Annotated in this window: 23 protein-coding genes; 7 read left to right on the forward strand and 16 right to left on the reverse strand. The window is 60.9% G+C overall.

The window, feature by feature from the left end:
- The first annotated feature begins 494 nt into the window (after nucleotides 1–494).
- A complete protein-coding gene (locus ABD806_RS16885; protein WP_344959980.1) occupies nucleotides 495–797 on the forward strand; it encodes a hypothetical protein in 303 nt (100 codons plus the stop codon).
- Between the two features lie 177 nt (nucleotides 798–974).
- On the opposite strand, the gene ABD806_RS16890 is transcribed toward ABD806_RS16885, so the two are convergent.
- Together ABD806_RS16890 and ABD806_RS16895 are read right to left on the reverse strand one after the other, a co-directional pair.
- A complete protein-coding gene (locus ABD806_RS16890; RefSeq protein WP_344959982.1) occupies nucleotides 975–1,880 on the reverse strand; it encodes an aldo/keto reductase in 906 nt (301 codons plus the stop codon).
- Nucleotides 1,881–1,980: 100 nt separating this feature from the next.
- A complete protein-coding gene (locus ABD806_RS16895; protein ID WP_344959983.1) occupies nucleotides 1,981–4,641 on the reverse strand; it encodes a bifunctional acetate--CoA ligase family protein/GNAT family N-acetyltransferase in 2,661 nt (886 codons plus the stop codon).
- Nucleotides 4,642–4,786: 145 nt separating this feature from the next.
- On the opposite strand from ABD806_RS16895, the gene ABD806_RS16900 reads away from it, so the two are divergent.
- A complete protein-coding gene (locus ABD806_RS16900) occupies nucleotides 4,787–5,407 on the forward strand; it encodes a LysE family translocator (RefSeq protein ID WP_344959984.1) in 621 nt (206 codons plus the stop codon).
- Between the two features lie 82 nt (nucleotides 5,408–5,489).
- A complete protein-coding gene (cysM, locus tag ABD806_RS16905) occupies nucleotides 5,490–6,380 on the forward strand; it encodes a cysteine synthase CysM (protein WP_425583165.1) in 891 nt (296 codons plus the stop codon).
- 67 nt (nucleotides 6,381–6,447) lie between these two features.
- Here cysM and cysA read toward each other — a convergent pair whose 3' ends face one another.
- The 13 genes from cysA to ABD806_RS16970 all read right to left on the reverse strand — a co-directional run bounded on the left by cysA (nucleotide 6,448) and on the right by ABD806_RS16970 (nucleotide 19,410).
- A complete protein-coding gene (gene cysA, locus ABD806_RS16910) occupies nucleotides 6,448–7,539 on the reverse strand; it encodes a sulfate/thiosulfate ABC transporter ATP-binding protein CysA (RefSeq protein ID WP_344959986.1) in 1,092 nt (363 codons plus the stop codon).
- A 6-nt stretch (nucleotides 7,540–7,545) separates the two neighbouring features.
- The gene (gene cysW, locus ABD806_RS16915; RefSeq protein WP_344959988.1) at nucleotides 7,546–8,385 is read right to left on the reverse strand and encodes a sulfate/thiosulfate ABC transporter permease CysW; all 840 of its coding nucleotides are present in this window, start codon (nucleotides 8,383–8,385) and stop codon (nucleotides 7,546–7,548) included.
- Nucleotides 8,385–9,227, reverse strand: coding sequence for a sulfate/thiosulfate ABC transporter permease CysT (cysT, locus tag ABD806_RS16920; protein WP_344959989.1), 843 nt, complete (start codon nucleotides 9,225–9,227; stop codon nucleotides 8,385–8,387). The genes cysW and cysT overlap by 1 nt, the downstream gene beginning before the upstream one ends.
- Nucleotides 9,228–9,230: 3 nt before the next feature.
- Complete coding sequence (gene cysP / locus ABD806_RS16925) at nucleotides 9,231–10,232, reverse strand: thiosulfate ABC transporter substrate-binding protein CysP (RefSeq protein WP_344959990.1); 1,002 nt, start codon at nucleotides 10,230–10,232, stop codon at nucleotides 9,231–9,233.
- Nucleotides 10,233–10,384: 152 nt separating this feature from the next.
- On the reverse strand, nucleotides 10,385–11,608 hold the full coding sequence (locus ABD806_RS16930; RefSeq protein ID WP_344959991.1) for a benzoate/H(+) symporter BenE family transporter: 1,224 nt from the start codon (nucleotides 11,606–11,608) through the stop codon (nucleotides 10,385–10,387).
- Between the two features lie 119 nt (nucleotides 11,609–11,727).
- Nucleotides 11,728–13,068: an MFS transporter gene (locus ABD806_RS16935; RefSeq protein ID WP_344959992.1), complete on the reverse strand. Its 1,341-nt coding sequence runs from the start codon at nucleotides 13,066–13,068 to the stop codon at nucleotides 11,728–11,730.
- Nucleotides 13,069–13,170: 102 nt separating this feature from the next.
- Nucleotides 13,171–13,950, reverse strand: coding sequence for a benzoate diol dehydrogenase BenD (benD, locus tag ABD806_RS16940; protein WP_344959993.1), 780 nt, complete (start codon nucleotides 13,948–13,950; stop codon nucleotides 13,171–13,173).
- Nucleotides 13,947–14,975: a benzoate 1,2-dioxygenase electron transfer component BenC gene (gene benC / locus ABD806_RS16945; RefSeq protein WP_344959994.1), complete on the reverse strand. Its 1,029-nt coding sequence runs from the start codon at nucleotides 14,973–14,975 to the stop codon at nucleotides 13,947–13,949. Before benC ends, benD begins: the two co-directional genes overlap by 4 nt.
- 19 nt (nucleotides 14,976–14,994) lie before the next feature.
- The gene (gene benB / locus ABD806_RS16950; RefSeq protein ID WP_344959995.1) at nucleotides 14,995–15,480 is read right to left on the reverse strand and encodes a benzoate 1,2-dioxygenase small subunit; all 486 of its coding nucleotides are present in this window, start codon (nucleotides 15,478–15,480) and stop codon (nucleotides 14,995–14,997) included.
- A complete protein-coding gene (locus ABD806_RS16955) occupies nucleotides 15,477–16,853 on the reverse strand; it encodes a Rieske 2Fe-2S domain-containing protein (RefSeq protein WP_344959997.1) in 1,377 nt (458 codons plus the stop codon). The genes benB and ABD806_RS16955 overlap by 4 nt, the downstream gene beginning before the upstream one ends.
- A 110-nt stretch (nucleotides 16,854–16,963) precedes the next feature.
- Nucleotides 16,964–17,902 (reverse strand): catechol 1,2-dioxygenase, encoded by a 939-nt coding sequence (gene catA, locus ABD806_RS16960; RefSeq protein WP_344959998.1) that lies wholly within the window; start codon nucleotides 17,900–17,902, stop codon nucleotides 16,964–16,966.
- 62 nt (nucleotides 17,903–17,964) lie between these two features.
- On the reverse strand, nucleotides 17,965–18,255 hold the full coding sequence (catC, locus tag ABD806_RS16965; RefSeq protein ID WP_344960000.1) for a muconolactone Delta-isomerase: 291 nt from the start codon (nucleotides 18,253–18,255) through the stop codon (nucleotides 17,965–17,967).
- Between the two features lie 36 nt (nucleotides 18,256–18,291).
- Entirely contained in the window at nucleotides 18,292–19,410 is a 1,119-nt protein-coding gene (locus ABD806_RS16970; RefSeq protein ID WP_344960001.1) for a muconate/chloromuconate family cycloisomerase, read from the reverse strand.
- A 122-nt stretch (nucleotides 19,411–19,532) separates the two neighbouring features.
- On the opposite strand from ABD806_RS16970, the gene ABD806_RS16975 reads away from it, so the two are divergent.
- Nucleotides 19,533–20,420 (forward strand): LysR family transcriptional regulator, encoded by an 888-nt coding sequence (locus ABD806_RS16975; protein WP_344960003.1) that lies wholly within the window; start codon nucleotides 19,533–19,535, stop codon nucleotides 20,418–20,420.
- Between the two features lie 250 nt (nucleotides 20,421–20,670).
- Here the strand turns inward: ABD806_RS16975 and ABD806_RS16980 are convergent, their stop codons facing one another.
- Nucleotides 20,671–21,456: an IclR family transcriptional regulator domain-containing protein gene (locus ABD806_RS16980; RefSeq protein WP_344960004.1), complete on the reverse strand. Its 786-nt coding sequence runs from the start codon at nucleotides 21,454–21,456 to the stop codon at nucleotides 20,671–20,673.
- Nucleotides 21,457–21,719: 263 nt separating this feature from the next.
- On the opposite strand from ABD806_RS16980, the gene ABD806_RS16985 reads away from it, so the two are divergent.
- The 3 genes from ABD806_RS16985 to pcaF are packed head-to-tail and all read left to right on the forward strand — an operon-like array spanning nucleotide 21,720 to nucleotide 24,534.
- On the forward strand, nucleotides 21,720–22,541 hold the full coding sequence (locus tag ABD806_RS16985) for a CoA transferase subunit A (protein ID WP_344960005.1): 822 nt from the start codon (nucleotides 21,720–21,722) through the stop codon (nucleotides 22,539–22,541).
- Nucleotides 22,538–23,332: a CoA-transferase subunit beta gene (locus ABD806_RS16990; RefSeq protein WP_425583167.1), complete on the forward strand. Its 795-nt coding sequence runs from the start codon at nucleotides 22,538–22,540 to the stop codon at nucleotides 23,330–23,332. The genes ABD806_RS16985 and ABD806_RS16990 overlap by 4 nt, the downstream gene beginning before the upstream one ends.
- Nucleotides 23,329–24,534: a 3-oxoadipyl-CoA thiolase gene (gene pcaF, locus ABD806_RS16995; RefSeq protein WP_344960006.1), complete on the forward strand. Its 1,206-nt coding sequence runs from the start codon at nucleotides 23,329–23,331 to the stop codon at nucleotides 24,532–24,534. Before ABD806_RS16990 ends, pcaF begins: the two co-directional genes overlap by 4 nt.
- The last annotated feature ends 392 nt before the right edge of the window (nucleotides 24,535–24,926 follow it).

Raw genomic sequence — 24,926 nt, forward strand, 5'->3', positions numbered from 1 at the left:
CACCAGATCAATCTTATCCAATCCATCGCTTGAAGCAGCTGTGAGCCGGGGGGGCTGGCTGAGCCAACTGCTGGCCGGTGTAATGGGATTGTGTTCAAGAGAATAATGCCAACCTGATTAAATAGATGAAGGAATTGCGTTGGGCATATTGACCACGGTGAGTTCAGATCAGGATCAACCAGATCACAGCTTTAATCAGATTGATATAAGCAAGCTTGCGGCCTGCTGCGTTTGGACTATCTTTATTTGGCTTATCTGTTCAGGCTCGCCGATCAAAGGTGGCAGAACACTGCCATCCGTTTGCTGGATAAATTAATTATAACTTTAAGGTGTTGATAATTAAGTATTTATGGTGATGGGCACGCTCTGCTCATAATCTAAGAGCATTAAAACACCATGGTAAGATTTTTTTGCAATTCAGGTTTGGTTGTTTTTTAAACATTTTGTTTTTGTTCTACAATGTCCCTGGGTCTGAAACTGTAAAGGAGATAGAGATGTTAGCTAGGCAGCGTTGCTATACCTTACAAAGTACCGAACCTCTTCATGCCAACATAGTGGTTAACCCTGTAGGCATGTTAGAAATTGATATTCCTGAGAAAAATCAACACCTATCCAGTGAGTTTGAGCATGTCCATTTCAAAGAGAGCAGCCAGGGAGTGCAGTTAATTTGTGACGATGCTGACTGTGTAACCCATAAAGAGGTAAGTTTGACGCTCTCACGTAAAGATGCTTTCGAACTCTGTGAAATCATCGATGATGCTATCGAAGAATACGAAGAACTGATGACAGACCTGTAACCGTGAATCCAGCCCCATTAAGTAAAGGTTGTTCAATCAGCCCTCCCAAACACCTTTTATCGGCCCCGTCCATCTGGATGGGGCTTTTTGTTATATGAGCCTGATGCTCTCTTTCGTTGCTAATAGCAATCGGATCGCTATTAAAGCCCGCCACTGATGTACCGGGCTTTTTGGCGTTTAGTCCACATCACGTCCCAGGGCTGCGCGCCGGATGCGATACCAGTGTTGCCGGCTCAGCACCACATTCTCGGCCTGTACGGCTTGTCTTACTCGTTCTATCTTGCCGGTGCCCAAGATCGGCAAGGGGTGGCTGGGTAGCATCATCACCCAGGCAAACACCACCTGGGCTATGCTGGAGGCATCCACCTCCAGGGCTATCTGGGCCAGCTCGTCTCTTAACGGCTGATAAGCGGGGGCCTTGGTCAGGGCGCCCCCGCCCAGGCAGGACCAAGCCATGGGTTTGAACTGTTGTTGCTGGCATTGATCTAGGGTGCCGTCTGTGATGGACTGCTGGCGTATGGGCGAAACCTCGAGCTGATTGGTCACCAGGGGAAAATCGAGCCGGGACTGTAATAAATCAAACTGGCTTGGCGTGAAGTTGGATACGCCAAAATGCCGAACCTTGCCGCTGCGTTTCAGCTGGCTAAAGGCCCTGGCTACTTCGTCTGCATTCATCAGTAGATCCGGTCTGTGCAGTAACAATAGATCGAGATGATCAGTGTTCAGGTTGGTGAGTGACCGATCGACAGACGCCTGAATATGGGATTTTTCACTATTGTAGTGGGCCAGGCGATATTGCGGTGTGTGTGCGGAGGGCAGGGCAATGCCGCATTTGCTGACGATCTGGAGTTGGTTTCTGAGCCGGGGCTTTAATTTCAGGGCCTGGCCAAAAGCCGTTTCACAGCCATAGCTGCCATAAATATCGGCATGATCGACGGTGGTGATACCCAGCTCCACATGTTGCTCTATAAAGCCCAGTAACTGCTGAGGTGACAACTGCCACTCGAGCAGGCGCCAGTAGCCCATGACCAAGCGGGAAAACTGGGGTCCTTCGGGACTGATTAAGATACGAGAAACCGACATAGTCACGACTCCTTGTGCAGAATATAAGTTATGTTCCCGGATACTAAGGGAAATATGACAGCCATCTTGTTCTTTGTTGTGATAAGCGGCATGTTTGATCTTAGCCCTGTTCATGCAAGGGTAGCCGTAATTCCACTATGCCGTCTTCCAAGTGCATTTCGACCTTGAATCCCAGTTTACGGGCCAGCACCAGCATGCCCCGGTTAGACGGCATGGTCACGGCACTAAGCATGCCAAGCCCTCGGCTTTTTGCATAGCGAATGATTTTTTCCATCAACAGCCGGCCCAGGCCTATGCCTTTGAGATCGGAACGAACCAGGATGGCGAACTCGGCATCCTGGTTGTCCGGATCGGAAACGGCCCTGACCACCCCCAAAATATCGCCGTCCAGGGCGACGGCGACAAAGGCCATTTCCCTGTCGTAGTCTATCTGGGTCATATGGGCGAGTTCTTCGTGGCCGATGACCACATCGGCAAAAAAACGCTTGTATCTGTCTTCATCGGAGACATGGCCGACAAAGTCTTTATGGGCGGGCTCATCTTCTGGCAGTATCGGCCTGAGCACTATGGGACTGCCGTCCTTGAGCTGGGCACTCTCCTCCCATTCCTTGGGATAGGGACGAATGGCTAGTCTGGCTTGCCCTTCGCCTTCATAGGGGCTGAGCTTCATGTTGACATCCAGGGCGACCAGCTCATTGCCGGATACCAGCAGGGGGTGTATATCCAGGCTGATGATCTCGGGATGATTGATGATCAGGTGGGATACCTGGGACAGCACCCGGCAGATGGCGGGAATATCCAGCGGTTGCTGGGATCTTTGCTCCCGTATCTTGCCGCTTTTGAGCGCGTGGATCACCAGATAGCGGGCCAGGGTCATGTTGAGCGGGGGCAGGGCCACGGCGGCCTGCTCTTCTCCCTCCCAGTCCACACCGCCATCGCCGAGTAGGATAATGGGGCCGAACACCGGATCCGAGCGCACCCCTATATGCAATTCCAGGGCGCCAGCCCGCCGGGCCATGCGCTGAACCTGCAACCCGGAGATACGGGCCCCGGGGTAGGTCTGGCGGACCCGATCCAGGATGCCATCGGCGGCCTGGGCTACCTCCACCGCCGAGCGTAGGTTGAGCATCACGCCGGACACGTCCGACTTGTGCGGAATATCGGGTGAGCGCAGCTTGATGGCCACCGGATAGCCCACTTGCCCGGCGATGTGGGTGGCCTCCGAGGCATCGGAGGCGATCCAGGTGGGCAATGTCTGTATGCCATAGCCGGCCATCAGGTTACTGACTTCATGGGTATCCAGGCTAAGGATTCCCGCGTCCAGCGCATGGCGGATCAAGCCGCGAACGGTATCGATGTCGTTTGGCATATCGGAAATGGATACCGGGGTTTCCATCAACAGCTTCTGGTTACGGCGATATTCCACCAGATGCATAAAGGCGCCGGCAGCGCTTTCCGGTGTGCGGTAGGTGGGTATGCCAGCCTCGGTGAAGCAGCGTCTGGCCTCAAACACGCTGGTTTCGCCCGACCAGTTGGTGAGAATGTTGAAGCGCCGGGCCCTGGGGTGCTGCCTGATGACCTCGATCAGGGCCTTGGCAACCTGGGTACTGGACACGGCGGCGGATGGAGCGTGCATCAGCAAGATGGCATCGAAGTCATCGCTTTCAAGCAGGGTTTTCAGGCTGTCCACATAGCGCGCCACCGGGGCATCTCCCACTATGTCGATGGGATTGGTATGGGACCATGCGGTGGGTAATACCTGATCCAGGGCCGCCAGGGTGACGTCGCTCAGGCTGGCCAGTTTTCCGCCCCGGGCCAGCAGGGTATCTATCGCCATGATGGCGGGGCCGCCACCATTGGTGAGGATTACCAGGCGCTCACCGCGCAGGCTTTGGGCATGGTTCAGGGTTTCCACCGCAGCGAACAGGTCGTGGGTATCCCTTACCCTGAGCATGCCGGCCCGGCGGATGGCGGCATCATAGGCGGCATCCAGTCCTACGTCACCGCCAGTATGGAGGTGGCCAAGCTGGGCACCGAACCGGGTTTTGCCGCTCTTTACCACCAGGACCGCCTTGTTGCGGGAGGCGGCGCGGGCGGCGGACATAAAGGTGCGGGCATCCTGGATGGCATCCATGTAGAGCAGGATGGCGTTGGTGTGTCTGTCCCGGGTCAGATAATCGAGCAGCTGGGCAAAGTCGATGTCGCAGGCATCGCCCAGGGAAATAAAATGGGAAAAGCCGATGTCGTTATGGCGGGCCCAGTCGAGGATGGTGGCGCATACGGCGGCCGATTGTGATACGAAGGCAATTCGCCCCGGTTTGGCGGGAAAGGGGGCAAAACTGACATTCAATCCCAGGTGCGGCAGGATCACGCCCATGCTATTGGGGCCGAGCAGGCGCATCTGGTAGTGACGGGCCAGTTTTTTCATCTGCGCCAGTGGCCCGGGTAGGGTGCCGGCGGCCAGGATAATGGCCGCCTTACAGCCTTTTTGACCAAGCGCTTCGATAATGCCCGGATTTTTTTCGGCCGGCGTACAGATAATGGCCAGATCGGGCACCCTGGGTAGGCTGGCGATGTCCGGATAGGCCATGACCCCGGCCACCGCATCATATTTGGGATTGATCGGCATTACAGGGCCACTGAAGTTGCCGGCGAGCAGGTTTTTCATCACCAGGTGGCCTGCGCCCTGAGTTCTGTGCGATGCGCCGATCACGGCTATGCTGGCAGGCCGAAAAAGCGCATCAAGTCCTTGCAGGGGCATGGCGACTCCTTAATATAGTGTGTGCTGCGCGGGCAGTCCCGGAATTATGTAGCATAGTATAAGGTATTGATCCTACGCCTGTTTTAATGGCAGCGCGGCCTTGAAGGCTGCCGCGGTTATCCTAGGCATTAACCGAGACTCAATCATGGAATCCTGGCTGTTGTTTATCCCTGCCTGTCTGGCCCTGAATCTAACACCTGGGCCGGATGTATTGTTTATTCTATCGCAAGCTTTGGGTGCCCGACGGGGTGGACTATGGGCAACCCTGGGGTTAGGCCTGTCCTATCTGGGCCATACCCTGTTGGCGGTGGTCGGCCTGTCGGCCCTGGTGATGCAGTCGGCGGCCGCCTTTACCCTGATAAAATACCTGGGGGCGGGATATTTGCTGTACCTGGGGTGGTGCAGCCTGCGCACCGCTTCCCGGCTGACCGTGCCGGCGGCGGCGCAAGACAGCGGTGCCTGGCGCACTTTCCGCAGGGGCTTGATGGTGGGCCTGCTTAATCCCAAGGTGGCGTTGTTTTTTCTAGCGTTCCTGCCTCAGTTTGTTTCGGTGAATGCCGTTCCGGTATCGCAACAGTTGTTATTGCTGGGGCTGGTGTTTACCCTGACGGCGACCCTGTGCAATGGCGGTTATGCGCTGATGGCCAGGGGGTTGCAGGCGCGCATCAGGGTCAGCCCCGGTGTTTCCCGGCTCACCGGCAAGTTGTCGGGGCTGATCATGATGGGGCTGGGGATGCGACTGGCGCTGAGCAAGGCGCCGTACTAAACACGGCTTATCCCCCGGCGCAGTTTACCCTGTTGAGTCGCTCCGGTTACACTGGTCGTGAGCGGAGCAATAAAGGATGGTTATGAATTTCCCTACCATTGAAGAATACATCGGTAATACCCCCCTGGTGCGCTTGCAGCGCCTGGCCGGCCATACCAACAGCCAGGTACTGGTCAAGCTGGAGGGAAACAATCCGGCCGGTTCGGTCAAGGACAGGCCGGCGTTGAATATGATCCAGCAGGCGGAAAAGCGGGGGCAGATCAGACCCGGCGATACCCTGATCGAGGCGACCAGCGGCAACACCGGTATCGCCCTGGCGATGGCGGCGGCGATCAAGGGCTATCGCATGGTGTTGATTATGCCCGACAATTCCACCGAGGAGCGCAAGGCCTCCATGCTGGCCTATGGTGCCGAGCTGATACTGGTGAGCAAGGAGGCCGGCATGGAAGGGGCCCGGGATCTGGCCGACAAGATGGCTGCCGAGGGGCAGGGCGTGATCCTGGATCAGTTCAACAACCCGGACAACCCGGAGGCCCACCTGCTGACCACGGGGCCGGAGATCTGGCGGCAGACCGAGGGGCGGGTGACTCATTTCGTCTCCAGCATGGGTACCACGGGCACCATCATGGGGGTGTCCCGTTACCTTAAGCAGCAGAACCCCGAGGTGCAGATCGTCGGCCTGCAGCCCTGTGAAGGCAGCCATATCCCGGGTATTCGCCGCTGGTCCGAGGCCTATTTGCCGGGCATCTTCGAGAAGAGTCGGGTGGATCAGGTGCTGGATATCAGTGAGGAGGAAGCGGTCGCGACCATGCTCAGGCTGGCGAAGGAAGAAGGCATTTTCTGCGGCGTCAGCTCCGGCGGTGCCGTGGCCGGCGCCCTCAGGCTGGCCGAACAGGTCGACAATGCCATCATAGTGGCCATCATCTGCGACCGGGGCGATCGCTACCTGTCGTCCGGGGTGTTCAACGGGTAACCGCAGGGATTAGGGAGCAGGGACCGGGAAGAGGGTAAACAACTTGTCAGTCCCCAGTCCCCGTTTTTCAGGCCGTTAACGCCAAGCTGTCGTCGCTGACCGGCTGCTCGCCCACATAGAAGCGGCCGCCCTGGCTGCCGAGGTAAAGGCTCTGGCCGCGACTGGCCTGTTCCAACTGTTGGCGGGGGAGTTCGGCTTCCAGTAATGGCCCCGGCCAGTCTTTGGGCTCCAGCTCCAGTCGCAGCAGGGCGCCGCGCGGGTTGAGGTCGGTCACCAGCACCGGCAGCAGGTGCCGGGCATCGGCTTGCGTGCTGAGGGTGATTTCGTGGGGGCGCAGATACCAGCTGGCCTTGCCCTGCCGGTGGCTGGCCACCGGCAACTGCAGCGGGTAGTGGCCCACCTTGAAACGGCTGCCATGGATCTCGCCGTCAATCCGGTTGACCTCGCCCAGAAACTCCAGCACGAAACGGCTGGCCGGCTGACGCCAGATTGCATCGGGGCTGCCGATCTGCTCGACTTTCCCCTGGCTCATGACCACCACCTGGTCCGACACATCCAGCGCCTCTTCCTGATCGTGGGTCACGAAGATGCTGGTGAAGTGCAGCTCGTCGTGCAGCCGGCGCAGCCAGCGGCGCAGCTCCTTGCGCACCTGGGCGTCGAGGGCGCCGAAGGGCTCGTCCAGCAGCAGCACCCGGGGTTCCACCGCCAGTGCCCGTGCCAGGGCGACGCGCTGACGCTGGCCTCCGGACAATTGCGCCGGGAAGCGATCCGCCAGGTGCGATAGCTGGATCATCTCCAGCAGGTTGCCGATCCGACGCTTGATATCATCGCCGGAGGGACGCTCCTTTTTCGGTTTGATGGTCAGGCCGAAGGCGATATTGTCGAACACCGTCATATGGCGGAACAACGCATAGTGCTGAAACACGAAGCCGACCTTGCGATCCCGGGCGTGCAGCCCGGTCACCTCGGTGCCGTTGAAGTGGATGCGGCCACCATTGGCCTGCTCCAGGCCGGCGATGATGCGCAACAGCGTGGTCTTGCCCGAGCCGGAAGGGCCCAGCAGGCCCACCAGCTGGCCGCCGGGCAGGTCGAGGTTGATGTCTTGCAGCACCCGGGTCTTGCCGAAGGACTTGTGAATACCCTCAATCTGAATACTCATGCTGGATTACTCCTGTGCTTCGGCGCTGTGCAGGCGCCACTCGAGATAGGATTTGAACATCAGGGTGACCACCGCCATCAGGGTCAGCAGGGCGGCGGCGGTAAAGGCGCCGACCGCGTTGTAGTCCTGGTGCAGCAGCTCGACGTGCAGCGGCAATGTATTGGTTTCACCGCGAATGCCGCCGGATACCACCGACACGGCGCCGAATTCGCCCACCGCCCGGGCGTTGGTGAGGATCACCCCGTACAGCAGCGCCCAGCGAATGTTGGGCAGGGTCACCTTGCGGAACAACTGCCAGCCGCTGGCACCCAGCAGCACGGCGGCTTCTTCCGAGTCGGTGCCCTGGCTGCTCATCAGCGGCACTAGCTCGCGTACCACGAAGGGGCAGGTGACGAACACGGTGACCATGACGATACCCGGCCAGGCGAACATCAGCTGCATGTCATGGTCGTCGAGCCAGCCGCCGACCGGACCGTTGACCCCGTACATCAGCAGATAGAGCAGGCCGGCCACCACCGGCGACACCGCGAAGGGCACGTCCATCAGGGTCAGCAGCAGCTGGCGGCCGGGAAAGCGGAAGCGGGTAACCAGCCAGGCCAGCAGGGTGCCGAACACCAGGTTGATGGGTACGGTCAGGGCGGCCACCAGCAGGGTGAGGCCGATGGCATGCAGCATGTCCGGCTCGTTGATATTCTCGATGATACCACCCACGCCGGCGGCGAAGGCGCCGGCGAAGATGGCCAACAGCGGCACTACCAGCAACAGCAGGGTCAGCACCACGCCAAGGCCTATCAGCAACCAGCGCCCCCAGGGACGGGAAGCATTCAGTGTAAGCGTCTGTTCCATCAGGCATTCCCCCTAATGCGGCGCATAAAGCGGCTCTGGATGCCATTGATCAGAAACAGCAGCACGAAAGAGGCGAGCAACACCACGCTGGCGATGGCACTGGCGGCGGCATAATCGAATTCCTGTAGCCGGATGAAGATCATCAGCGAGGTGATCTCGGTCTGCCAGGGCATATTGCCGGCGATGAAGATGACGGCGCCGAACTCACCCAGGCTGCGGGTAAAAGACAGTGCCGTGCCGGTGATCAGCGCCGGCTTCAGCTCGGGCAATACCACCCGGCTGAACGCCTGCCAGGGGCTGGCGCCCAGGGTGGCGGCGGCTTCTTCATATTCCGGGCCCAGATCTTCCAGCACCGGTTGCACGGTACGCACCACGAAGGGGACGCTGGTAAACACCATGGCGACCACTATGCCTATCCAGGTGTAAGACACCTTGATGCCCAGCTCCGCCAGCCAGGCGCCGTACCAGCCATTGGTGGCGAACAGCGAGGCCAGGGTCAGGCCGGCCACCGCCGTGGGCAGGGCGAAGGGCAGATCCATCAGGCCGTCGAGCAGGGCCCGGCCGGGGAAGCGATAGCGGGTGAGGATCCAGGCCATCAGCAGCCCGAACAGCATGTTGAACAGGCTGGCCACGGCGGCGGCGCTGAGGGTAACCTTGTAGGTGGCCACTACCCGCGGGTCGCTCACCACCTGCCAGTACTGGTCCCAGCCCATCTGGCTGGTATTGATCACCAGGCCGGTGAGCGGCAGCAGGATGATCAGGCTGACGAACAGCAGGCTGGTGCCCAGGCTCAGGGTAAAGCCCGGCAGCACCCGTTTGCTTGAACCCAACAGCGCCGCCATGACTCAGTGCCCCTGGGCCTGCAGCCGATCCAGGCTGCCGCCGTTGGCGAAGTGGGCGGCCATGGCCTGCTCCCAGCTGCCGAAGATGTCTTCTACCTTGAACAATTCGGTGTCCGGGAAGCGGTCGGACACTTCGGCGGCGACGTCTTCGTTATGGACCCGGTAGTAGTAGCTGGCCAGGATGCGCTGGGCTTCGGGGGTATAGAGGAACTCCAGGTAGGCCTTGGCCTGCTCGGCGGTGCCGTTACGCTCCACGTTGCGATCGATCCAGGTCACCGGAAACTCGGCCAGCACGTCCACCGGCGGCACCACCACCTGATAACCGGCCTCCGGGTTGAGCGCCCTGATGTTGTTGACTTCGGACTCGAAGGTGATCAGCACGTCGCCGATGCCCCGCTCAACGAAGGTGGTGGTGGCGCCACGGCCGCCGGTGTCGAATACCGCGACCTGCTTGACCAGCTTGCCCATGTGCTCGCGGATCTTGTTTTCATCGCCGTTGAACTGCTTGTGGGCGGCACCCCAGGCGGCCAGATAGGTATAGCGGCCGTTGCCGGAGGTCTTGGGATTGGGGAACACCAGCTGAACGTCGTCCCGGGTCAGGTCGTTCCAGTCCTTGATGCCCTTGGGATTGCCCTCGCGTACCAGAAACGCCATGGTGGAGAAGTAGGGCGAGCTGTCGTTGGGCAGGCGGGTCTTCCAGTCGGCCGGGATCAGCTGGCCTTTCTGATTAAGCACGTCAACATCGGTGACCTGGTTATAGGTCACCACATCTGCGCGTAGCCCCTGCAGAATGGCCTGGGCCTGACGGGACGAACCGGCATGGGACTGTTTGATCTCCAGCAGTTCACCGGTCTGCTGCTGCCAGTGCTCGACAAACACAGGATTGATTTCGGCGAACAGTTCGCGGGCGATGTCATAGCTGCTGTTGAGCAGTTCCTTCGCCTGGAGCGGCAGGGCGCTCAGGCCGGCGGCAAACAGCACAGAAGCCAGAAGGGATTTTCGCATGATGAACTCCAGGAGCAGGTAAAGGTGATGCTGATGAGTCTAATATGCTATTGAGGAATTTAAACTAAATTTGATAGTTGTTTTTGGAATATATAAGCAAGGGAGGATATATGATGCGGGCCCCCTGTACCGGCGGCCCGCCAGCAACAGGGTCAGGAGGTTTTCTGCCCCCTGGCTCGCAGCCGGCCCCGCCAGGGGGCCTGGGCACCGGTTAGTCGCCCGCTCAGTACCAGGTGTGCCCCGTAGCCGATGACCACGCCCCACAGGGCCGATGACAGCCCGTATAACGACAGGCCGGAGGCGGTGACGATAAAGGTGATCAGGGATGCCTCGCGATGGCGCACCTCTTCCAGCGCGGTAAACAAATTGCCGGCGATGGCCCCGAGCAGGGCAAGCCCGGCCAGTACCGCCACGAAGGCCGCCGGCAGCGAGGTGAACAGGCTGACGATGGTGCCGGCAAACAGGCCACCCACCAGGTAGAAGACGCCGTTGAACACTCCCGCCACATAACGGCGAGAGGGATCCTCATGGGCATCCTGGCCGGCGCAAATGGCGGCGGTGATGGCCGCCACCACTGTGCTGATGCCGCCGAACAAGGCCATCGGCAGGGACACCAGGCTGGTTACCCCGATCACCGGCCTGGCGCCGACCGGGTAGCCGGAGCCGTGCAGTATCGCCATGCCGGGCAGGAACTGGCCGGACAGGCTGACCAGCACCAGCGGTAGGGCCAGGCTGAGGGTCGAGGCCAGGGTCCATTCCGGCTCGATCAGCCGGGGCATGGCCAGCTCCCAGCGGATACCGGAAAGGGAGGCGCCCTCCACCACCACGGCCAGCAAGACACCGGCCAACAGCAGCAGGATCAGGGTGTATTTGGGCCAGATCCGGCGAAACACCACATAAGCCAGCAACATGCCGATGGCCAGGGCAGGGGAGCTTTCGATGGCGGTGAAGGCGCCGACACCGAACTGGAACAGGATGCCAGCCATCATGCCTGCCGCCACCCCCTTGGGGATGGTCCTGACGAAGGCATCGAAGCTGCCGGAAATACCGATCAGCAGGGTGACGGCCGCCGCGGTGATATAGGCACCGACGGCCTCGTTGAGCGACAGCTCCGGAAACAGGGTGACCAGCAGGGCAGACCCCGGTGCCGACCAGGCGGTGACCACAGGTGCTTTGAGCCAGAACGACAGCAGGATACCGGAGGCGGCGGCACCGAGAGAGATGGCCCAGACCCAGGAGGTCATCATCTCCGGGGACACACCGGCGCTGGCACCGGCCTGGAAAAAGATGGCGAGCGGACCGGCGTAGGACACCAGCACGGCCAGAAAGCCGGCGGCTACCGCCGACGGTGACAGGTCACGCAGAAAAGAGGTCATGCTCGGCTCCCGTGCAAAATAAGGCAACATCCTGCCCTCTTGACTGGCAGGTATTACAACATAAGGGTCAATAGCATAGCCCCGGCACGGGGCCGGGGCCATGGTAACACCGCAAGCGATCAGCCGTTGGCGATCACATTCGCTTCACCGGCCGGCCGGCTGGCACGGGTGCGCCGGCCAACCAGGGCAATGGCCAGGGTGGCGATGGCACCGGGCACGGCCAGCGCCAGGAAGTTCATCTGATGCGGCAGCGCCAGCGCCAACAGGGTCCCCCCCAGCATGGGACCGATGATGGCGCCGTTACGGCCGATGCCGGAAGCCCAGCCGAGGGCGGTGGAGCGGATGTTGGCCGGATAATACTGGGCCACATAGGCGTACAGCAGGATCTGGGAGCCGATGGTGGTGGCACCGGCAACGGCCATCAGGCTGTACAGCAGCCACATGGGGTGCGGATAGCCGAGCAGCACCAGGGAGGCGGAAGCCAACATGAAGAAACTGACCAGCACCGAGCGCAGGGAGAAGCGATCGGCCAGCCAGCCGCCACCCACGGCGCCGACGATGGCGCCGATGTTCAGTACCATCAGGAACAGCAGGCTGGAGCCCAGGGGGTAACCGGCGGCGGACATCAGCTTGGGCAACCAGGAGCCCAGGGCGTAGACCATCAGCAGGCAGCAGAAGAAGGCGGTCCAGAACATCAGGGTGCTCAGGGTGCGGCCGCCACGCAGCAGCTCCAGGACGGGAGCCTTCTGCACGTTGGCGGGCGGTACCACCAGCTGGTCCTGGCTGGAAATCTGCTGGTCGGGAGCAACCTTCTGCAGCAGTACGCGGGCTTCTTCCTGGCGATTCTGTGCCATCAGGAAGGCCACGGATTCAGGCAGGAATTTTATCATCAGCGGCAGCAGCAGCATGGGCACAATGGCCAGGTAGAACATGATCTCCCAGCCGTAGTTGGGCACTATCCAGATCCCCAGGCCGGCGGACATCATGCCGCCCACGGCGTAGCCGCTGAACATCAGCGCCACCAGGGTGCTGCGACTTTTCTTAGGCGAGTACTCGCTCATCAGCGACACCACATTGGGCATGACGCCGCCTATCCCCAGACCGGCGATAAAGCGCAGCAGGCCGAATTGCCAGGGGGTAGTGACCAGGCCGTTGAGTACCGTGGTGAGGCTGAACAGTACCACGCACATCAGGATGGTTTTCTTGCGCCCGAGCCGGTCGGACAGCATGCCGAAGCCCATGGCGCCGAACATCATGCCGAACAGGGCGCTGCTGCCCAGCAGACCGGCCACGTAGGGGTTGAGGGACCACTGATCCATCAGCAGGGGCAGTACCACACCGTAGATCACCAGATCGTAGCCGTCGAAAATAATGATCAGGGAACACCAGAACAGCACCTTCCAGTGGAAGGGGGTGAAGCTGGCGTTATCTATGGTCTCGTTTACATCTATCTGTCTCATCAGGTATTACTCCGTTTACTATCCATACGTCAGGAGTTCGGGGGCAGTCCCCGTTCAGGTAAAAAAAAGCCGCCATCCATCAGGCAGCCTTCTTCACATCTATCAGCCCAGATCTCCGCCCGCCACGGGGAGAATGGTGCCGGTGATATAGCTGGCATCGTCGGAGGCGAGGAACAGGATGGCGCCTGCCTGCTCGTCCAGCGTGCCGTAGCGATGCATGAAGCTGGTTGCCCTGGTCTGGTCGACCAGGGTCTGGTACCACTGCTGTTCACGCTCACTTTGTGCTTCGGTATTGCGCGGAGTCAGCCGGGGCGGGGCTTCGGTGCCGCCGGGGGCGGTGGCGTTGACCCGGATATTGTGCTCTGCATATTCGAACGCCAGGGCCACGGTCAGGGCGTTAACCCCGCCCTTGGCCGCGGCGTAGGGCACTCGCATCAGGCCACGGGTGGCCACGGAGGACACATTGACGATGGCGCCACCCTCACGTTTCAGCAGGTGGGGCAACACCGCCCGGCAGCACCAGAGGGTGGGAAACAGCGACCGCTGCACTTCTTTCTGGATCTGTTCCGGGGTGTAATGTTCGTAGGGTTGGGCCCAGATGGTACCTCCGACATTGTTCACCAGTATGTCGATACCACCGAAATGCTCGGCGGTTTTGGTCATCACGCTGTCTGCGCCGTCCCAGGATTCCAGGTTGGCTTGTACGGCAATGGCCTCCACGCCCTGTTGGTTAAGATCGGCCACCAACTCGAACACATGGTCTGCCAGATCCACCAGCACCAGTTTGGCACCTTCTTCCGCCGCCCGTTCGGCCACCCGCCGGCCTATGCCCTGGGCGGCACCGGTGATCACCATCACCTTGTTACTGAAGCGCGGCTTCATGCTACCGCCTCCGCAACAGCAGCTACGCTGGGGGTGAATTTCTCGTAATGGAAGGAGTTCGGCTTGATGCCCTGGTCACGGAAGTAGCCCAGCACGGCGTCCACCATGGGAGGCGGTCCACACAGGTAGACATCCACCTCGCCGTGGTGGATGGGCGCATCCTGCATATGGTTGGTCACGTAGCCTTTGAGCGGGTGAGCGCTGTCGGCGCTGGCCACCACCGTCTTGAAGGTAAAGTTCTCTATCTCGGCGGCAAACTGCTCCAGCTCCTTGACACACACCAGATCGTCATCGTTGGTGACACCGTAAATCAGATGAGTCGGTTGCTCGGTACCCTTGGCCTTGAGGTATTCCAGCTTGGCTAGGAAGGGAGCCAGGCCGGTGCCGCCGGCCAGCATCAGTACCGGACGTTCCACCGGGCGCAGGTAGAAGCTGCCCATGGGGCCTGTGAGTGTCAGCGGGTCTCCGGCCTTGCACTGACCGACCAGATAACTGCTCATCAGGCCGCCCGGCACGTTGCGGATCAGGAAGCTCAGATCCCGGCTGCCGGGACTGGAGCTGAAGGAATAGGCGCGAGTCTCTTCGGTGCCCGGCACCTGAATATTCACATACTGGCCCGGCAGGAAGGCGATATCGTCGTCTGCGGTCACTTTCAGTTCGATGGCGGTGGGAGAAATCAGGTTCACCTCGAGCACGGTACCCTGAACCTTGGCGATGCCGGTCTTGCACATGGTGGAGGCAACGGGAATTTCTACCACACAGTCGCTGGCGGGTACCATCTGGCAGGTCAGAATCATGCCCTGCTCGGCTTCATCGTCGGTCAGTGCCTCGTCGATGTATTCGTCACCCAGGTCGAACTTGCCCTGGTGGCAGCTGCCCTTGCAGGTGCCGCATACGCCGTCGGAGCAGTCCATCGGCAGATTGATCTGATTGCGGTAGGCCGCATCCAGTACGGTTTCCCCTTCATTACAGCTGATGAAGCGGGTAACGCCGTCTTCAAAGTTAAGCGCGATGTTGTAACTCATCTTGGTTTCTCCCCACCCATTACAGGTGATAGATATCAATCACCTGATTGATGTAATCGTTGTTCAGAACTACCTTCTTCTCGGTGATCAGGGGCTGTTCGCCGCCGATGTCCAGGGTATAGAAGGAGGTACCGAAAAAGCTTTCGGTCTTGTGGTAGCGATGGCTGTTGGTCTGCCAGTTGAAGCGCAGTTTCACCTCGTTGCCTTCCCGGGACAGGATCTCCAGGTTGCTGGTCAGGTGGGTGGTGCGCGGCTCCGGCATGGAGCTGGCACCGGAGCGTTCGGTCTTGATCCGGTACACCCTGTCTTCCAGGCCATCACGGTTCGGATAGTAGATCAGAGAAATCTCGGTCTGGGGGTTCTCGGTCAGCTGATCTTCGTCGTCCCAGGCCGGCATCCAGTAGACGACGTTTTCGCTGTAGCACTTGAGCCACTCGTCCCATTGGCGGTCGTCCAGCAGACGGGCTTCGCGGTAGATAAACGCCTGAATCTGTTCAAAGTTCATTCGGAGTCCTCCATGGAAGTGATGGAAATAAGCTGGGCTCGTTCGGTTTCAACCGCCTGCAGCATCTCTTTTACCCAGTGCTGATGATGGGTCACGTACAGGCCTTCATCTTCCGGCTTGACGCCGCTGAGCACGGGCTTGAGGCCGATGGCTTCGGCACCGGCATCCGGGCCTTCAATCCAGTGGGCGGCGCCCCGGCTCATGTCGTTCCACTTCAGGCCGCTTGCCTCGTAACCCTGCTGGCAGGCGCGGAACTCTTCCAGATCGTCCGGAGTACCCATGCCGCTGACGTTGAAGAAATCTTCGTACTGGCGCAAACGCTTGGCGCGATCGGCGGCCGGCTCGTTTTTCGGTGCCCAGCAGTAGATGGTGATCTCGGTCTTGTTGACGGAAATGGGGCGCAGCACCCGGATCTGGGTGGAGAACTGATCCATCAGGTAGACGTTGGGGTACAGGCACAGGTTCTTGGTGGTGTTGACGATGGCGTCGGCCCGGGCCTCGCCCACTTTTTCCTGCAACCGTTCAAGCTGGCTGTAAACCGGACGCACCTGGGGGTTGGTCAGCCGGGTCCACAGCATCATGTGGCCATGCTCGAAGCCATAGAAGCCACCTTCGTTGGACCAGCTCTTGGCGTCGACCGCCTCGGTGCCGCCCTTGTCGTAGTTGCGCTGGCCCATGGTGGACAGGTAGTTCCAGTGCACCGTGCCGACGTGGTAGCCGTCGGCGCCGTTTTCGGCGGTCAGCTTCCAGTTGCCTTCATAGGTATAAGTAGAAGTACCGCGCAGAATTTCGATACCATCTTCGGCCTGGTCCACCATGTTGTCGATGATCTTGGTGGTCTCGCCCAGGTACTCGGTCAGCGGCAGCACGTCCGCATTCAGGCTACCGAACAGGAAGCCACGGTAAGACTCGAACTTCGGCAGACGCTTCAGATCGTGGGAGCCATCGGTATTGAAGCTTTCCGGATAGCCGCCTTTCTTCTGATCGCGGGCTTTCAGCAGCTTGCCATCGTTCTTGAAGGTCCAGCCGTGGAAGGGGCAGGTGAAGGAGGTCTTGTTGCCGCGCTTCTTGCGGCACAGGGTAGCGCCACGGTGAGAACAGGTGTTCAGCAGCGCCTGCAGTTCGCCGTCCTTGGTGCGGGTGATGACCACCGGCTGGCGACCTACTGTGGTGGTGTAATAATCACCGGGATTTTCCAGCTGGCTTTCGTGCCCCAGGTAAATCCAGTTGCCTTCGAAGATGTGCTTCATCTCCAGGTCGAACAGTTCCTGATCGGTGAAAACACCACGGTCACAGCGATAGTGGCCGGTGGCCGGGTCGGCTTCCACCGCGCCCCGGATCTTCTTTTCGAGTCGGTCGAGTTGGCGAGTCATGTTACATTACTCCATCTGGCGTTGCTGGCCTTTTCGGGCCTGTGTGCTCCCGGACCGCCTGCTGGCAGCAGGCGGTCGGCGTACAAGCAGTACGGTATTAAAAGTCGGTGTCAGTCGGCTTGGTTTTCCAGGGCGCGCAGGCGCTCGTGGCGGCTCTGCAGCTCGGCCTTGTCGGTCGACACCAGCTGGATGTTGAACTCCACCCGGGTGAACGGCTTGTTCAGGCCGAACTGCTCGGCGGCTGCGGCATCCTCGACACGGACGGCCTCTACCACCAGCGCTTCACGGGTGGCGAAGGCGAAGTCATCGTAGGTATATTCGTCACCGGCCAGGTTGATCTGGGTGGTCAGGTGCTTGTAGCCCGGCTTGGACACGAAGTAATGGATATGCGCAGGGCGGTTGCCGTGGCGACCCAACTGGTTGAGCAGTGCCTGGGTTGAGCCTTCCGGCGGGCAGCCGTAACCTGACGGAATAATGCTCTGGACGGTGTAACGGCCTTCGGCGTCGGTCTTGATGCCGCGACGCAGGTTGTACTCGCTCTGGGACTGATCGAAGTAGGAATAGGCACCTTTCAGGTCGGCGTGCCAGATTTCGACCAGGGTGTCGGCCAGCGGTTGACCGTTCTGGTCGGTGACCTGACCGGTGAGGATCATGGTTTCACCGTCCTGGGTGCCGTCGTCCATGCGGGCGAAGCCCTCGGACACCGGCGCGCCGGCCACGTACAGGGGACCTTCGATGGTGCGCGGCGTGCCACCGGCCAGGCCGGCCAGCTCGTCTTCGGCATCCATGCGGATATCCAGGTACTTGTCCATGCCCAGACCGGGAGCCAGCAGGGCGGCCTCGCCGTTCTTGCCGAGATCGTTGATGTAGTAAACGGCGCTCCAGAATTCTTCCGGCGTGATATCCAGATCTTCGATGATCTGGAAGACATCATGCATCACGCGGTGAACTATGGTCTTGACCCGCTCGTTGCCGCCTTCCTGGTTGAGACCGGCTACTTTTTCCAGCAGCTCTTTGACTTCCTGGGTTTCCATGGTTTTGACTGACATTGCCTGGCTCCTTGCATCAATTTGCATTTGTTTTGTTGTTGCGTGTTGGGCACTTCAAACGATTAACGATCATCCGCATGGATGGAGGACGGGTGCCGGCACAGGGGCGCGACGCTGATGTCCATGTAGGGGAACAGCGGCAGGCCGCTTATCAGCTCCTGCAGCTCGGCGTTGTCGGCCACATCGAAGATGCTGACGTTGGCGTAGCTGCCGGCTACCCGCCACAGATGGCGCCACTTGCCCTGCCGCTGCAGCTCCTGGGCGTAGGCTTTTTCCAGGGCCTTGATCCCGGCGGCGACGTCGACCGGCATGTCGTGGGGGATATTCACCTTCATCTCGACTTTGAACAGCATGGGTCTTTCTCCGTTTAGTAAACTTTGCGACGGTGCTTATTTCCGGCGGTATTGGGCCAGTCTGTCTTCATCTATCTCTATGCCCAGGCCCGGGCCAGTGGGCAGCTCGACGCCGTTGTCGTGGAAGCGCAGCGGCTTGACCACTATGTCGTCCTTCATCAGCAGCGGCCCGAACATCTCGGTGCCCCATTGAATGTTGTCGAGGGTGGACCAGGCGTGCAGGGCGGCGGCGGTGCCTATGGTGCCTTCGAGCAGGGTGCCGCCGTAGAGGCCGATGCCGGCGGCACTGGCCACGGTGGCCGCCTCCAGCGCCCGCAGCGGGCCACCGGCCTTGGCAATCTTCAGGGCCACGGCCCCGGCAAAGCCGGCTGCGGCCAGGCTGAACATGTCGCTGGCGTCGGCCACGGCCTCGTCCGCCAGTATCGGCAGGTGAAATTTCTCAGACAGGCGCACCAGCGCCGCCTGATCTTTCATCGGCGTGGGCTGTTCCACCAGATCGATGCCGGCCGCCTGCAGCTCGGCCATGCCTTTGGCGGCGGTCGCCTCATCCCAGGCCTGGTTGACGTCGACCCGCACGCTGGCGCTGTCGCCCACGGCGGCCTTGATCGCCGCCACGTGGCGCACATCGTCCATCAGCGGGCGGGAGCCGATCTTCAGTTTGAAATCGCGGTGGCGTTTGGCCGCGAGCAGGCTCTTGGCCTCGTCGATGTCCCGGGCGGTATCACCGCTGGCCAGGGTCCAGAGCACCGGAATATGCCGGTGCACGGCGCCGCCGAGCAACTCGGCCAGGGGACGGTTCAGGCGTTTGCCCTGCAGATCCAGCAGGGCGGTCTCGATGGCGGACTTGGCCAGGTTGTTGCCACGGGTAGTCCGGTTCAGCCTTACCCTCAGGGTATTGATGTTGTCTGCCGGCTGGCCGAACAGCTGGGGGGCGAAGTAGGTGTCGATGGTCAGCTTGACGCTTTCGGGGCTTTCCGGGCCGTAGGCCAGGCCACCTATGGTGGTGGCCTCACCCAGCCCCTCGAGGCCGGCGGAGTCTTTGATCCGCACTATCACCATGGTCTGGACACCCATGGTAGCCATGGAAAGCTTGTGCGGGCGTATGGTCGGGATGTCGACCAGGATAGCTTCAATGGACTGAATGATTGCTGACATGTAACCTCTGAACCTCGAGTGATAACCCTCTGTTACAGTGAAGTTACAATTTCGGGGTGGGGTGCACCAATATTGATTAAGTCACTACTGATACCTTGGAGGTATGGATGGAGTTGAGACATTTGCGATACTTCATCGCGGTGGCGGAGGAGCTGAACCTGACCCGGGCCGCGGAAAAGCTGTTTATCGCCCAGCCGCCGCTGACCCGGCAGATCAAGCAGTTGGAAGAAGAACTGGAGGTGCAGCTGTTCATCCGCAAGCCCCGGGGGCTGGAGCTGACCCAGGGGGGTCTGTACTTCCTCCAGCAGGCCCGCAATATCATGGACAAAATCGATGCGACCGTGCTGGCCACGCGCCAGATCGCCCAGCTGCGCAAGACGGTGTTTTCCATCGGCTTCGTGCCCTCGGTGTTCTATGGGCAGTTGCCGCTGATGGTGCGGCGCCTGCGGCGCAACAAGAACCTGGAAATCGTGCTGCACGAATTGAAAACCCAGGAACAGATAGAGGCGCTCAAGAGCGGCAAGATCGACATCGGTTTTGGCCGCGTCCACATCGAAGATCCGGACGTGGAACAGGAGGTGCTGTTCAATGAGCCGCTGATCGCCGCCCTGCCGGCCTCCCATCCGCTGACCGGACATGTGCCCACCATGGCGGAGCTGGCGGGAGTGCCTATGGTGGCCTTTCCCGCCGGTGCCGGCCCCAACTTTGCCGACATCGCCCTGGGGTTGTTCCATCGCCGGGGCCTGAAGGTACAGGTGATCCAGCAGGTCAACGACCTGCAGACGGCGCTGTCGCTGGTGGCTTCGGACATGGGTTTCGCCCTGGTGCCCGAGCAGGTGCGCAAGCTGCACCGGGAGGGCGTGGACTTCGTGCCGGTGGCGGATGACAACCTCACCATCCCGGTGATTGCCTCCCGTCGCCGTGGCGAAAACCCCAATGCGGCGATGCGGCTGGTCAACACCATACTGGTGGAGCTGGTGGAGAACCGGCTGACCGGGCGTTATCCCTGACTGACGAAGGGGTTAAAAACCTTCAGCGCTGTTTCCTGGTCACACCTCGGCGCTGTCTGATGGTGGTGCCGGCAGGCGGCGCCGGTACATTGAGGAGGACAAAGGGCGCTGCTTAGCCGACCTTCTGTTTCAGGGATGAAACAGAGAGCGTACAGGGAGGTATTCACAGCGTGTCGGCGGAGTAGTGCCCTTTGGCCGACGATCTGCATGGCGCGAAAGTCACCAAACACCCGTGACCAAGAGACTGCCTTCAGCCTTGCAGGGTTTCCCGGATCAGCCGAGCCTTTTCCTGCAGCAGCGGCAGGAAGCGGCCGGTCAGGGTGGCCATGTCCACCCGGGCGGCGTTGGTGCTGATGTTGATGGCGCCGAGCAGCTGCCCCCGCTGATCGAAGGCCGGCACCGCCAGCGAGCGCAGGCCGGAATCCAGCTCCTGGTCGACGATGGCGTAGCCCTGGCGGCGCACTATCTCCAGGGCCCGGCGCAGTTCGGTTTTGTCGGTGATGCTGTGTTCCGTATGGACTTCCAGCCGGACCCGCTCCAGATAGCTTTCCAGCTCGGTTTCCGGCAGCTGGGCCAGCAGCACCCGGCCTATGGAGGTGTAGGCGGCGGGCAGCCGGGTGCCGACCGCCAGGCGAATGGCCATCAACCGGTGTTCGGCGGCGGAGCGGGCGATATAGACCACGTCGTCGCCGTCGAGGATGCCCAACGAGGTGGACTCGCCGATCTCCCGGGTGATCTCCTCCAGATAGTGCTGGATCACCACCCGATACGGGTTGGCCGAGAGGAAGGCGTTGCCCAGTTGCAGCACCCTGGGGGTCAGCGCGAAGTGGCGCTGCTGCTTGTCCAGGTAGCCGAGGGCGTGCAGGGTCAGCAGGAAGCGGCGGGCCTTGGCCCTGTCCATACCGGTTCTGGTCGCCACCTCGCTCAGGGTCATGCGCGGATGTTGCTGATCGAAGGCCTGCAGTACCTCCAGTCCGCTGGCCAGGGCGGCGACGAAGTCCCTGTCTTCTGGTCTGAGCTTGTCCTCTGCGGTCATGGTGTTTCCCCTGTGAGGTGTCGATGGTTGTCCTGGCCACCCATGGTAGCAAAAGTTCGCATAACGAACCCCCGTTTTCATTCCTTCTTTTTTTCTGTTCATGAGCAAAAAATAATCTTTTCTTTTTCAACCTGTTAATCGATTTTTCAAAAAAATCGCCGGGATCGGGGTTTGCCATGGCCGGCGAATGGGTGTAAATATGTTCGTAATGCAAACTCAAGTTCGTAATGCGAACTTTAAATTCACCCAGGGAGGCGATACCCATGGCCCAATTCATGAGCCTGCACGACGCGATTGCCCGCTACCTCCAGGACGGCCACACCGTCGCCATGGAGGGTTTTACCCACCTGATCCCCTTTGCGGCGGGTCATGAAATCATCCGTCAGGAAAAGCGCCGGCTGACGCTGATCCGCATGACCCCGGATATCCTCTACGACCAGCTGATCGGCGCCGGTTGTGCCGAGCGGCTGATCTTCTCCTGGGGCGGCAACCCCGGTGTCGGCTCCCTGCACCGGCTGCGCGACGCGGTGGAAAAGGGCTGGCCCGCCAAGCTGGAAATCCTGGAGCACAGCCACGCGGCCATGGCCTGCGCCTACGAGGCGGGCGCCGCCGGCCTGCCGCTGGCGGTGCTGCGCGGCTACATCGGCAGCGACCTGCCCAAGGTGAACCCGCAGATCCGCTTTATCGAGTGCCCCTTCACCGGCGAACGGCTGGCGGCGGTGCCGGCGGTGCGGCCCGATGTGAGCATCATCCATGCCCAGCGCGCCGACCGGCAGGGCAACGTGCTGGTGTCCGGCATCATCGGCGTGCAGAAAGAGGCGGTACTGGCGGCCAAGCACAGCATCGTTACCGTGGAAGAGATCGTCGACGACCTGCAGGCCGATCCCAATGCCTGTGTGATCCCGGCCTGGGCCATCGACGCCATCGCCGAGGTGAAGCGGGGGGCCGCGCCGTCCTATGCGCACGGCTATTACCCGCGAAACAACAGTTTCTACAAGGAGTGGGACGCTATCGCACGGGATCGCGACAGCTTCAACAACTGGCTGCAAGAGCAGGTCTACAACCGGGGAGGGCAAACCCAATGACACTGGCATACAATTCTTCCGAAATGATGACGGTCACCGCCGCCCGCGCCCTGCGCAACAGCATGACCTGTTTTGTCGGCATCGGCCTGCCCAGTGAGGCCGCCAACCTGGCGCGGCTGACCCACGCCCCCGAAGTGGTGCTGATCTATGAATCCGGCACCCTGCAGACCAAACCCGACATCCTGCCCCTGTCCATCGGCGACGGCGAGTTGTGCGATTCGGCGCTGACCACGGTAGCCGTGCCCGAAATGTTCCGTTATTGGCTGCAGGGCGGGCATATCGATGTCGGCTTCCTCGGCACCGCCCAAATCGACCGCTATGCCAACCTCAACACCACCCTGATCGGTGATTATCAGGCACCCAAGGTACGGTTGCCCGGCGGTGGCGGAGCCCCCGAGATCGCCACCAACTCCAAGGAAGTGTTCATCACCCTCAAGCACTCCAGTCGTGCCTTCGTCGAAGCGGTGGACTTTATCACTACCCTGGGCTTCGGCCGTGACGGCAAGGGTCGCGACGGCGTGCCCAATATCGGCCGCGGACCGACCAAGGTGATTACCGATCTGTGCGTGCTGCAGCCCGATGCGGATACCAAGGAGCTGGTAGTGACCTCGCTGCATCCGGGTGTCACCCGTGAACAGGTGAGTGAGGCCACCGGCTGGCCGGTACGCTTTGCCGAGCAGCTGGCGCTGACCCCCGAGCCCAACGCCGAAGAGCTGGAGATATTGCGTTCGCTCAAGGCCAGAACCGCCGACCACCATGCCAAACCGGTATCCCAGGAGGCCGACCAATGAAGCCCGTTTATCTCTGTCATCCGCGGCGCACCGCCATCGGTCGTTTCGGCGGTACCCTGGCGGCGGTGCGCCCCGACGATCTGGCCGCCCGGGTGTTCAAGGCGGTGCTGGCGGATGCGCCAACGCTTGATCCCGCCGCCATCGACGAAGTGATCATGGGCTGTGGCAACCAGGCGGGGGAGGACAACCGCAACGTGGCGCGCATGTCGGCCCTGCTGGCCGGACTGCCGGTAACTGTGCCCGGCACCACCCTCAACCGGCTGTGCGGTTCGGGTATGGACGCGGTGGGTACCGCGGTGCGCGCCATCAAGGCCGGTGAGCTGGATCTGGTGCTGGCCGGCGGCGTGGAATCCATGTCCCGCGCGCCTTATGTGATGGGCAAGGCCAGCTCGGCCTTTACCCGTGATCAGCAGATAGAAGACACCACCATCGGCTGGCGCTTTATCAACCCGCTGATGAAGGCTCAGTACGGTGTGGACTCCATGCCGGAAACGGCAGAGAACGTCGCCGAACAGTTCGGTATATCGCGGGAAGATCAGGATGCCTTCGCGGTCCGTTCCCAGCAGAAGGCGTTTGATGCCCAAAGCGCAGGCCGCTTCGCCGAGGAAATCGTGCCGGTGGAAATTGAGCGTCGCAAGCAGGCGCCGCTGATCTTCGCCGATGACGAACACTTGCGTCCGGACACCCAACTGGACAAGCTGGCTAGGCTGCCGACGCCGTTCCGCGCCGGCGGCAGCATCACCGCCGGCAACGCCTCAGGCGTCAATGACGGTGCCGCCGCCATGCTGGTCGCCAGCGAGGAAGCGGTGCGGCGCCACGGCCTCAAGCCCATGGCCCGCATCCTGGGTATGGCCACCGCCGGGGTCGAGCCGCGCATCATGGGCATAGGCCCGGTTCCTGCGGTGCGCAAGCTGCTGGAGCGCCACGGGCTGTCGATGGATGACATCGACCTGTTCGAGTTCAACGAGGCCTTCGCCGCCCAAGCCCTGGCCTGCATGCGCGAGCTGGGGCTGAAGGACGACGACTCCAGGGTCAACCCCAACGGCGGTGCCATCGCCCTGGGCCACCCGCTCGGCATGTCCGGCGCCCGCCTGCTGCAAACCGCCGCCCACGAGCTGCACCGGCAGCACAAGCGCCTGGCCCTGTGCACCATGTGCGTGGGCGTCGGCCAGGGTATTGCCACCCTGATTGAGCGGGTTTAACTGTCCGGAGCCTGTCGAGTTGTCTTCCAGTGCAAGGAAGTCGACTAAAGGGACTGCTCCTCAGTCACGCCGAGCAAACTCGCCCCTGGGGCTCCACCGCGTCACTGACCGCCATGGATGGCGGGAATGCCAGAATGGAAGGGAGTATTTTCCGGCCCTGGCGCGGAGGGTCGGCGGAGCCGTTCCTTTTGTCCTCCTTGCTTGCTATCGAGTTGCCAGCCGATCTGCAACAGGCGATGCTGGAGTAGCACGATGCGGCAGCAGGGATTGCCGTCGCCGACCGTCCAATGTCAGGGACGGCATTTACCGAGTGAGCCAGGGAAGGGCTTGAAGCGTGTCGGAGGAGGCAGCCCTGCTGATGCTTGCGTGGCAGACTGAGCCGACTATTTGTG

Source organism: Zobellella aerophila, assembly GCF_039539325.1.
Classification (GTDB): Bacteria; Pseudomonadota; Gammaproteobacteria; order Enterobacterales; family Aeromonadaceae; genus Oceanimonas; species Oceanimonas aerophila.

Bases quoted from the DNA above. Each gene is read 5' to 3' on its own strand.
- ABD806_RS16980 (WP_344960004.1), bottom strand. From the start codon at position 21,456: ATGACCGCAGAGGACAAGCTCAGACCAGAAGACAGGGACTTCGTCGCC.
- ABD806_RS16890 (WP_344959982.1), bottom strand. From the start codon at position 1,880: ATGTCGGTTTCTCGTATCTTAATCAGTCCCGAAGGACCCCAGTTTTCC.
- ABD806_RS16970 (WP_344960001.1), bottom strand. From the start codon at position 19,410: ATGTCAGCAATCATTCAGTCCATTGAAGCTATCCTGGTCGACATCCCG.
- ABD806_RS16935 (WP_344959992.1), bottom strand. From the start codon at position 13,068: ATGAGACAGATAGATGTAAACGAGACCATAGATAACGCCAGCTTCACC.
- cysP (WP_344959990.1), bottom strand. From the start codon at position 10,232: ATGCGAAAATCCCTTCTGGCTTCTGTGCTGTTTGCCGCCGGCCTGAGC.
- ABD806_RS16895 (WP_344959983.1), bottom strand. From the start codon at position 4,641: ATGCCCCTGCAAGGACTTGATGCGCTTTTTCGGCCTGCCAGCATAGCC.
- catC (WP_344960000.1), bottom strand. From the start codon at position 18,255: ATGCTGTTCAAAGTCGAGATGAAGGTGAATATCCCCCACGACATGCCG.
- cysM (WP_425583165.1), top strand. From the start codon at position 5,490: ATGAATTTCCCTACCATTGAAGAATACATCGGTAATACCCCCCTGGTG.
- benB (WP_344959995.1), bottom strand. From the start codon at position 15,480: ATGAACTTTGAACAGATTCAGGCGTTTATCTACCGCGAAGCCCGTCTG.
- catA (WP_344959998.1), bottom strand. From the start codon at position 17,902: ATGTCAGTCAAAACCATGGAAACCCAGGAAGTCAAAGAGCTGCTGGAA.
- benC (WP_344959994.1), bottom strand. From the start codon at position 14,975: ATGAGTTACAACATCGCGCTTAACTTTGAAGACGGCGTTACCCGCTTC.
- benD (WP_344959993.1), bottom strand. From the start codon at position 13,950: ATGAAGCCGCGCTTCAGTAACAAGGTGATGGTGATCACCGGTGCCGCC.
- cysW (WP_344959988.1), bottom strand. From the start codon at position 8,385: ATGGAACAGACGCTTACACTGAATGCTTCCCGTCCCTGGGGGCGCTGG.
- ABD806_RS16985 (WP_344960005.1), top strand. From the start codon at position 21,720: ATGGCCCAATTCATGAGCCTGCACGACGCGATTGCCCGCTACCTCCAG.
- ABD806_RS16900 (WP_344959984.1), top strand. From the start codon at position 4,787: ATGGAATCCTGGCTGTTGTTTATCCCTGCCTGTCTGGCCCTGAATCTA.
- cysT (WP_344959989.1), bottom strand. From the start codon at position 9,227: ATGGCGGCGCTGTTGGGTTCAAGCAAACGGGTGCTGCCGGGCTTTACC.
- ABD806_RS16930 (WP_344959991.1), bottom strand. From the start codon at position 11,608: ATGACCTCTTTTCTGCGTGACCTGTCACCGTCGGCGGTAGCCGCCGGC.
- ABD806_RS16955 (WP_344959997.1), bottom strand. From the start codon at position 16,853: ATGACTCGCCAACTCGACCGACTCGAAAAGAAGATCCGGGGCGCGGTG.
- ABD806_RS16990 (WP_425583167.1), top strand. From the start codon at position 22,538: ATGACACTGGCATACAATTCTTCCGAAATGATGACGGTCACCGCCGCC.
- pcaF (WP_344960006.1), top strand. From the start codon at position 23,329: ATGAAGCCCGTTTATCTCTGTCATCCGCGGCGCACCGCCATCGGTCGT.
- cysA (WP_344959986.1), bottom strand. From the start codon at position 7,539: ATGAGTATTCAGATTGAGGGTATTCACAAGTCCTTCGGCAAGACCCGG.
- ABD806_RS16885 (WP_344959980.1), top strand. From the start codon at position 495: ATGTTAGCTAGGCAGCGTTGCTATACCTTACAAAGTACCGAACCTCTT.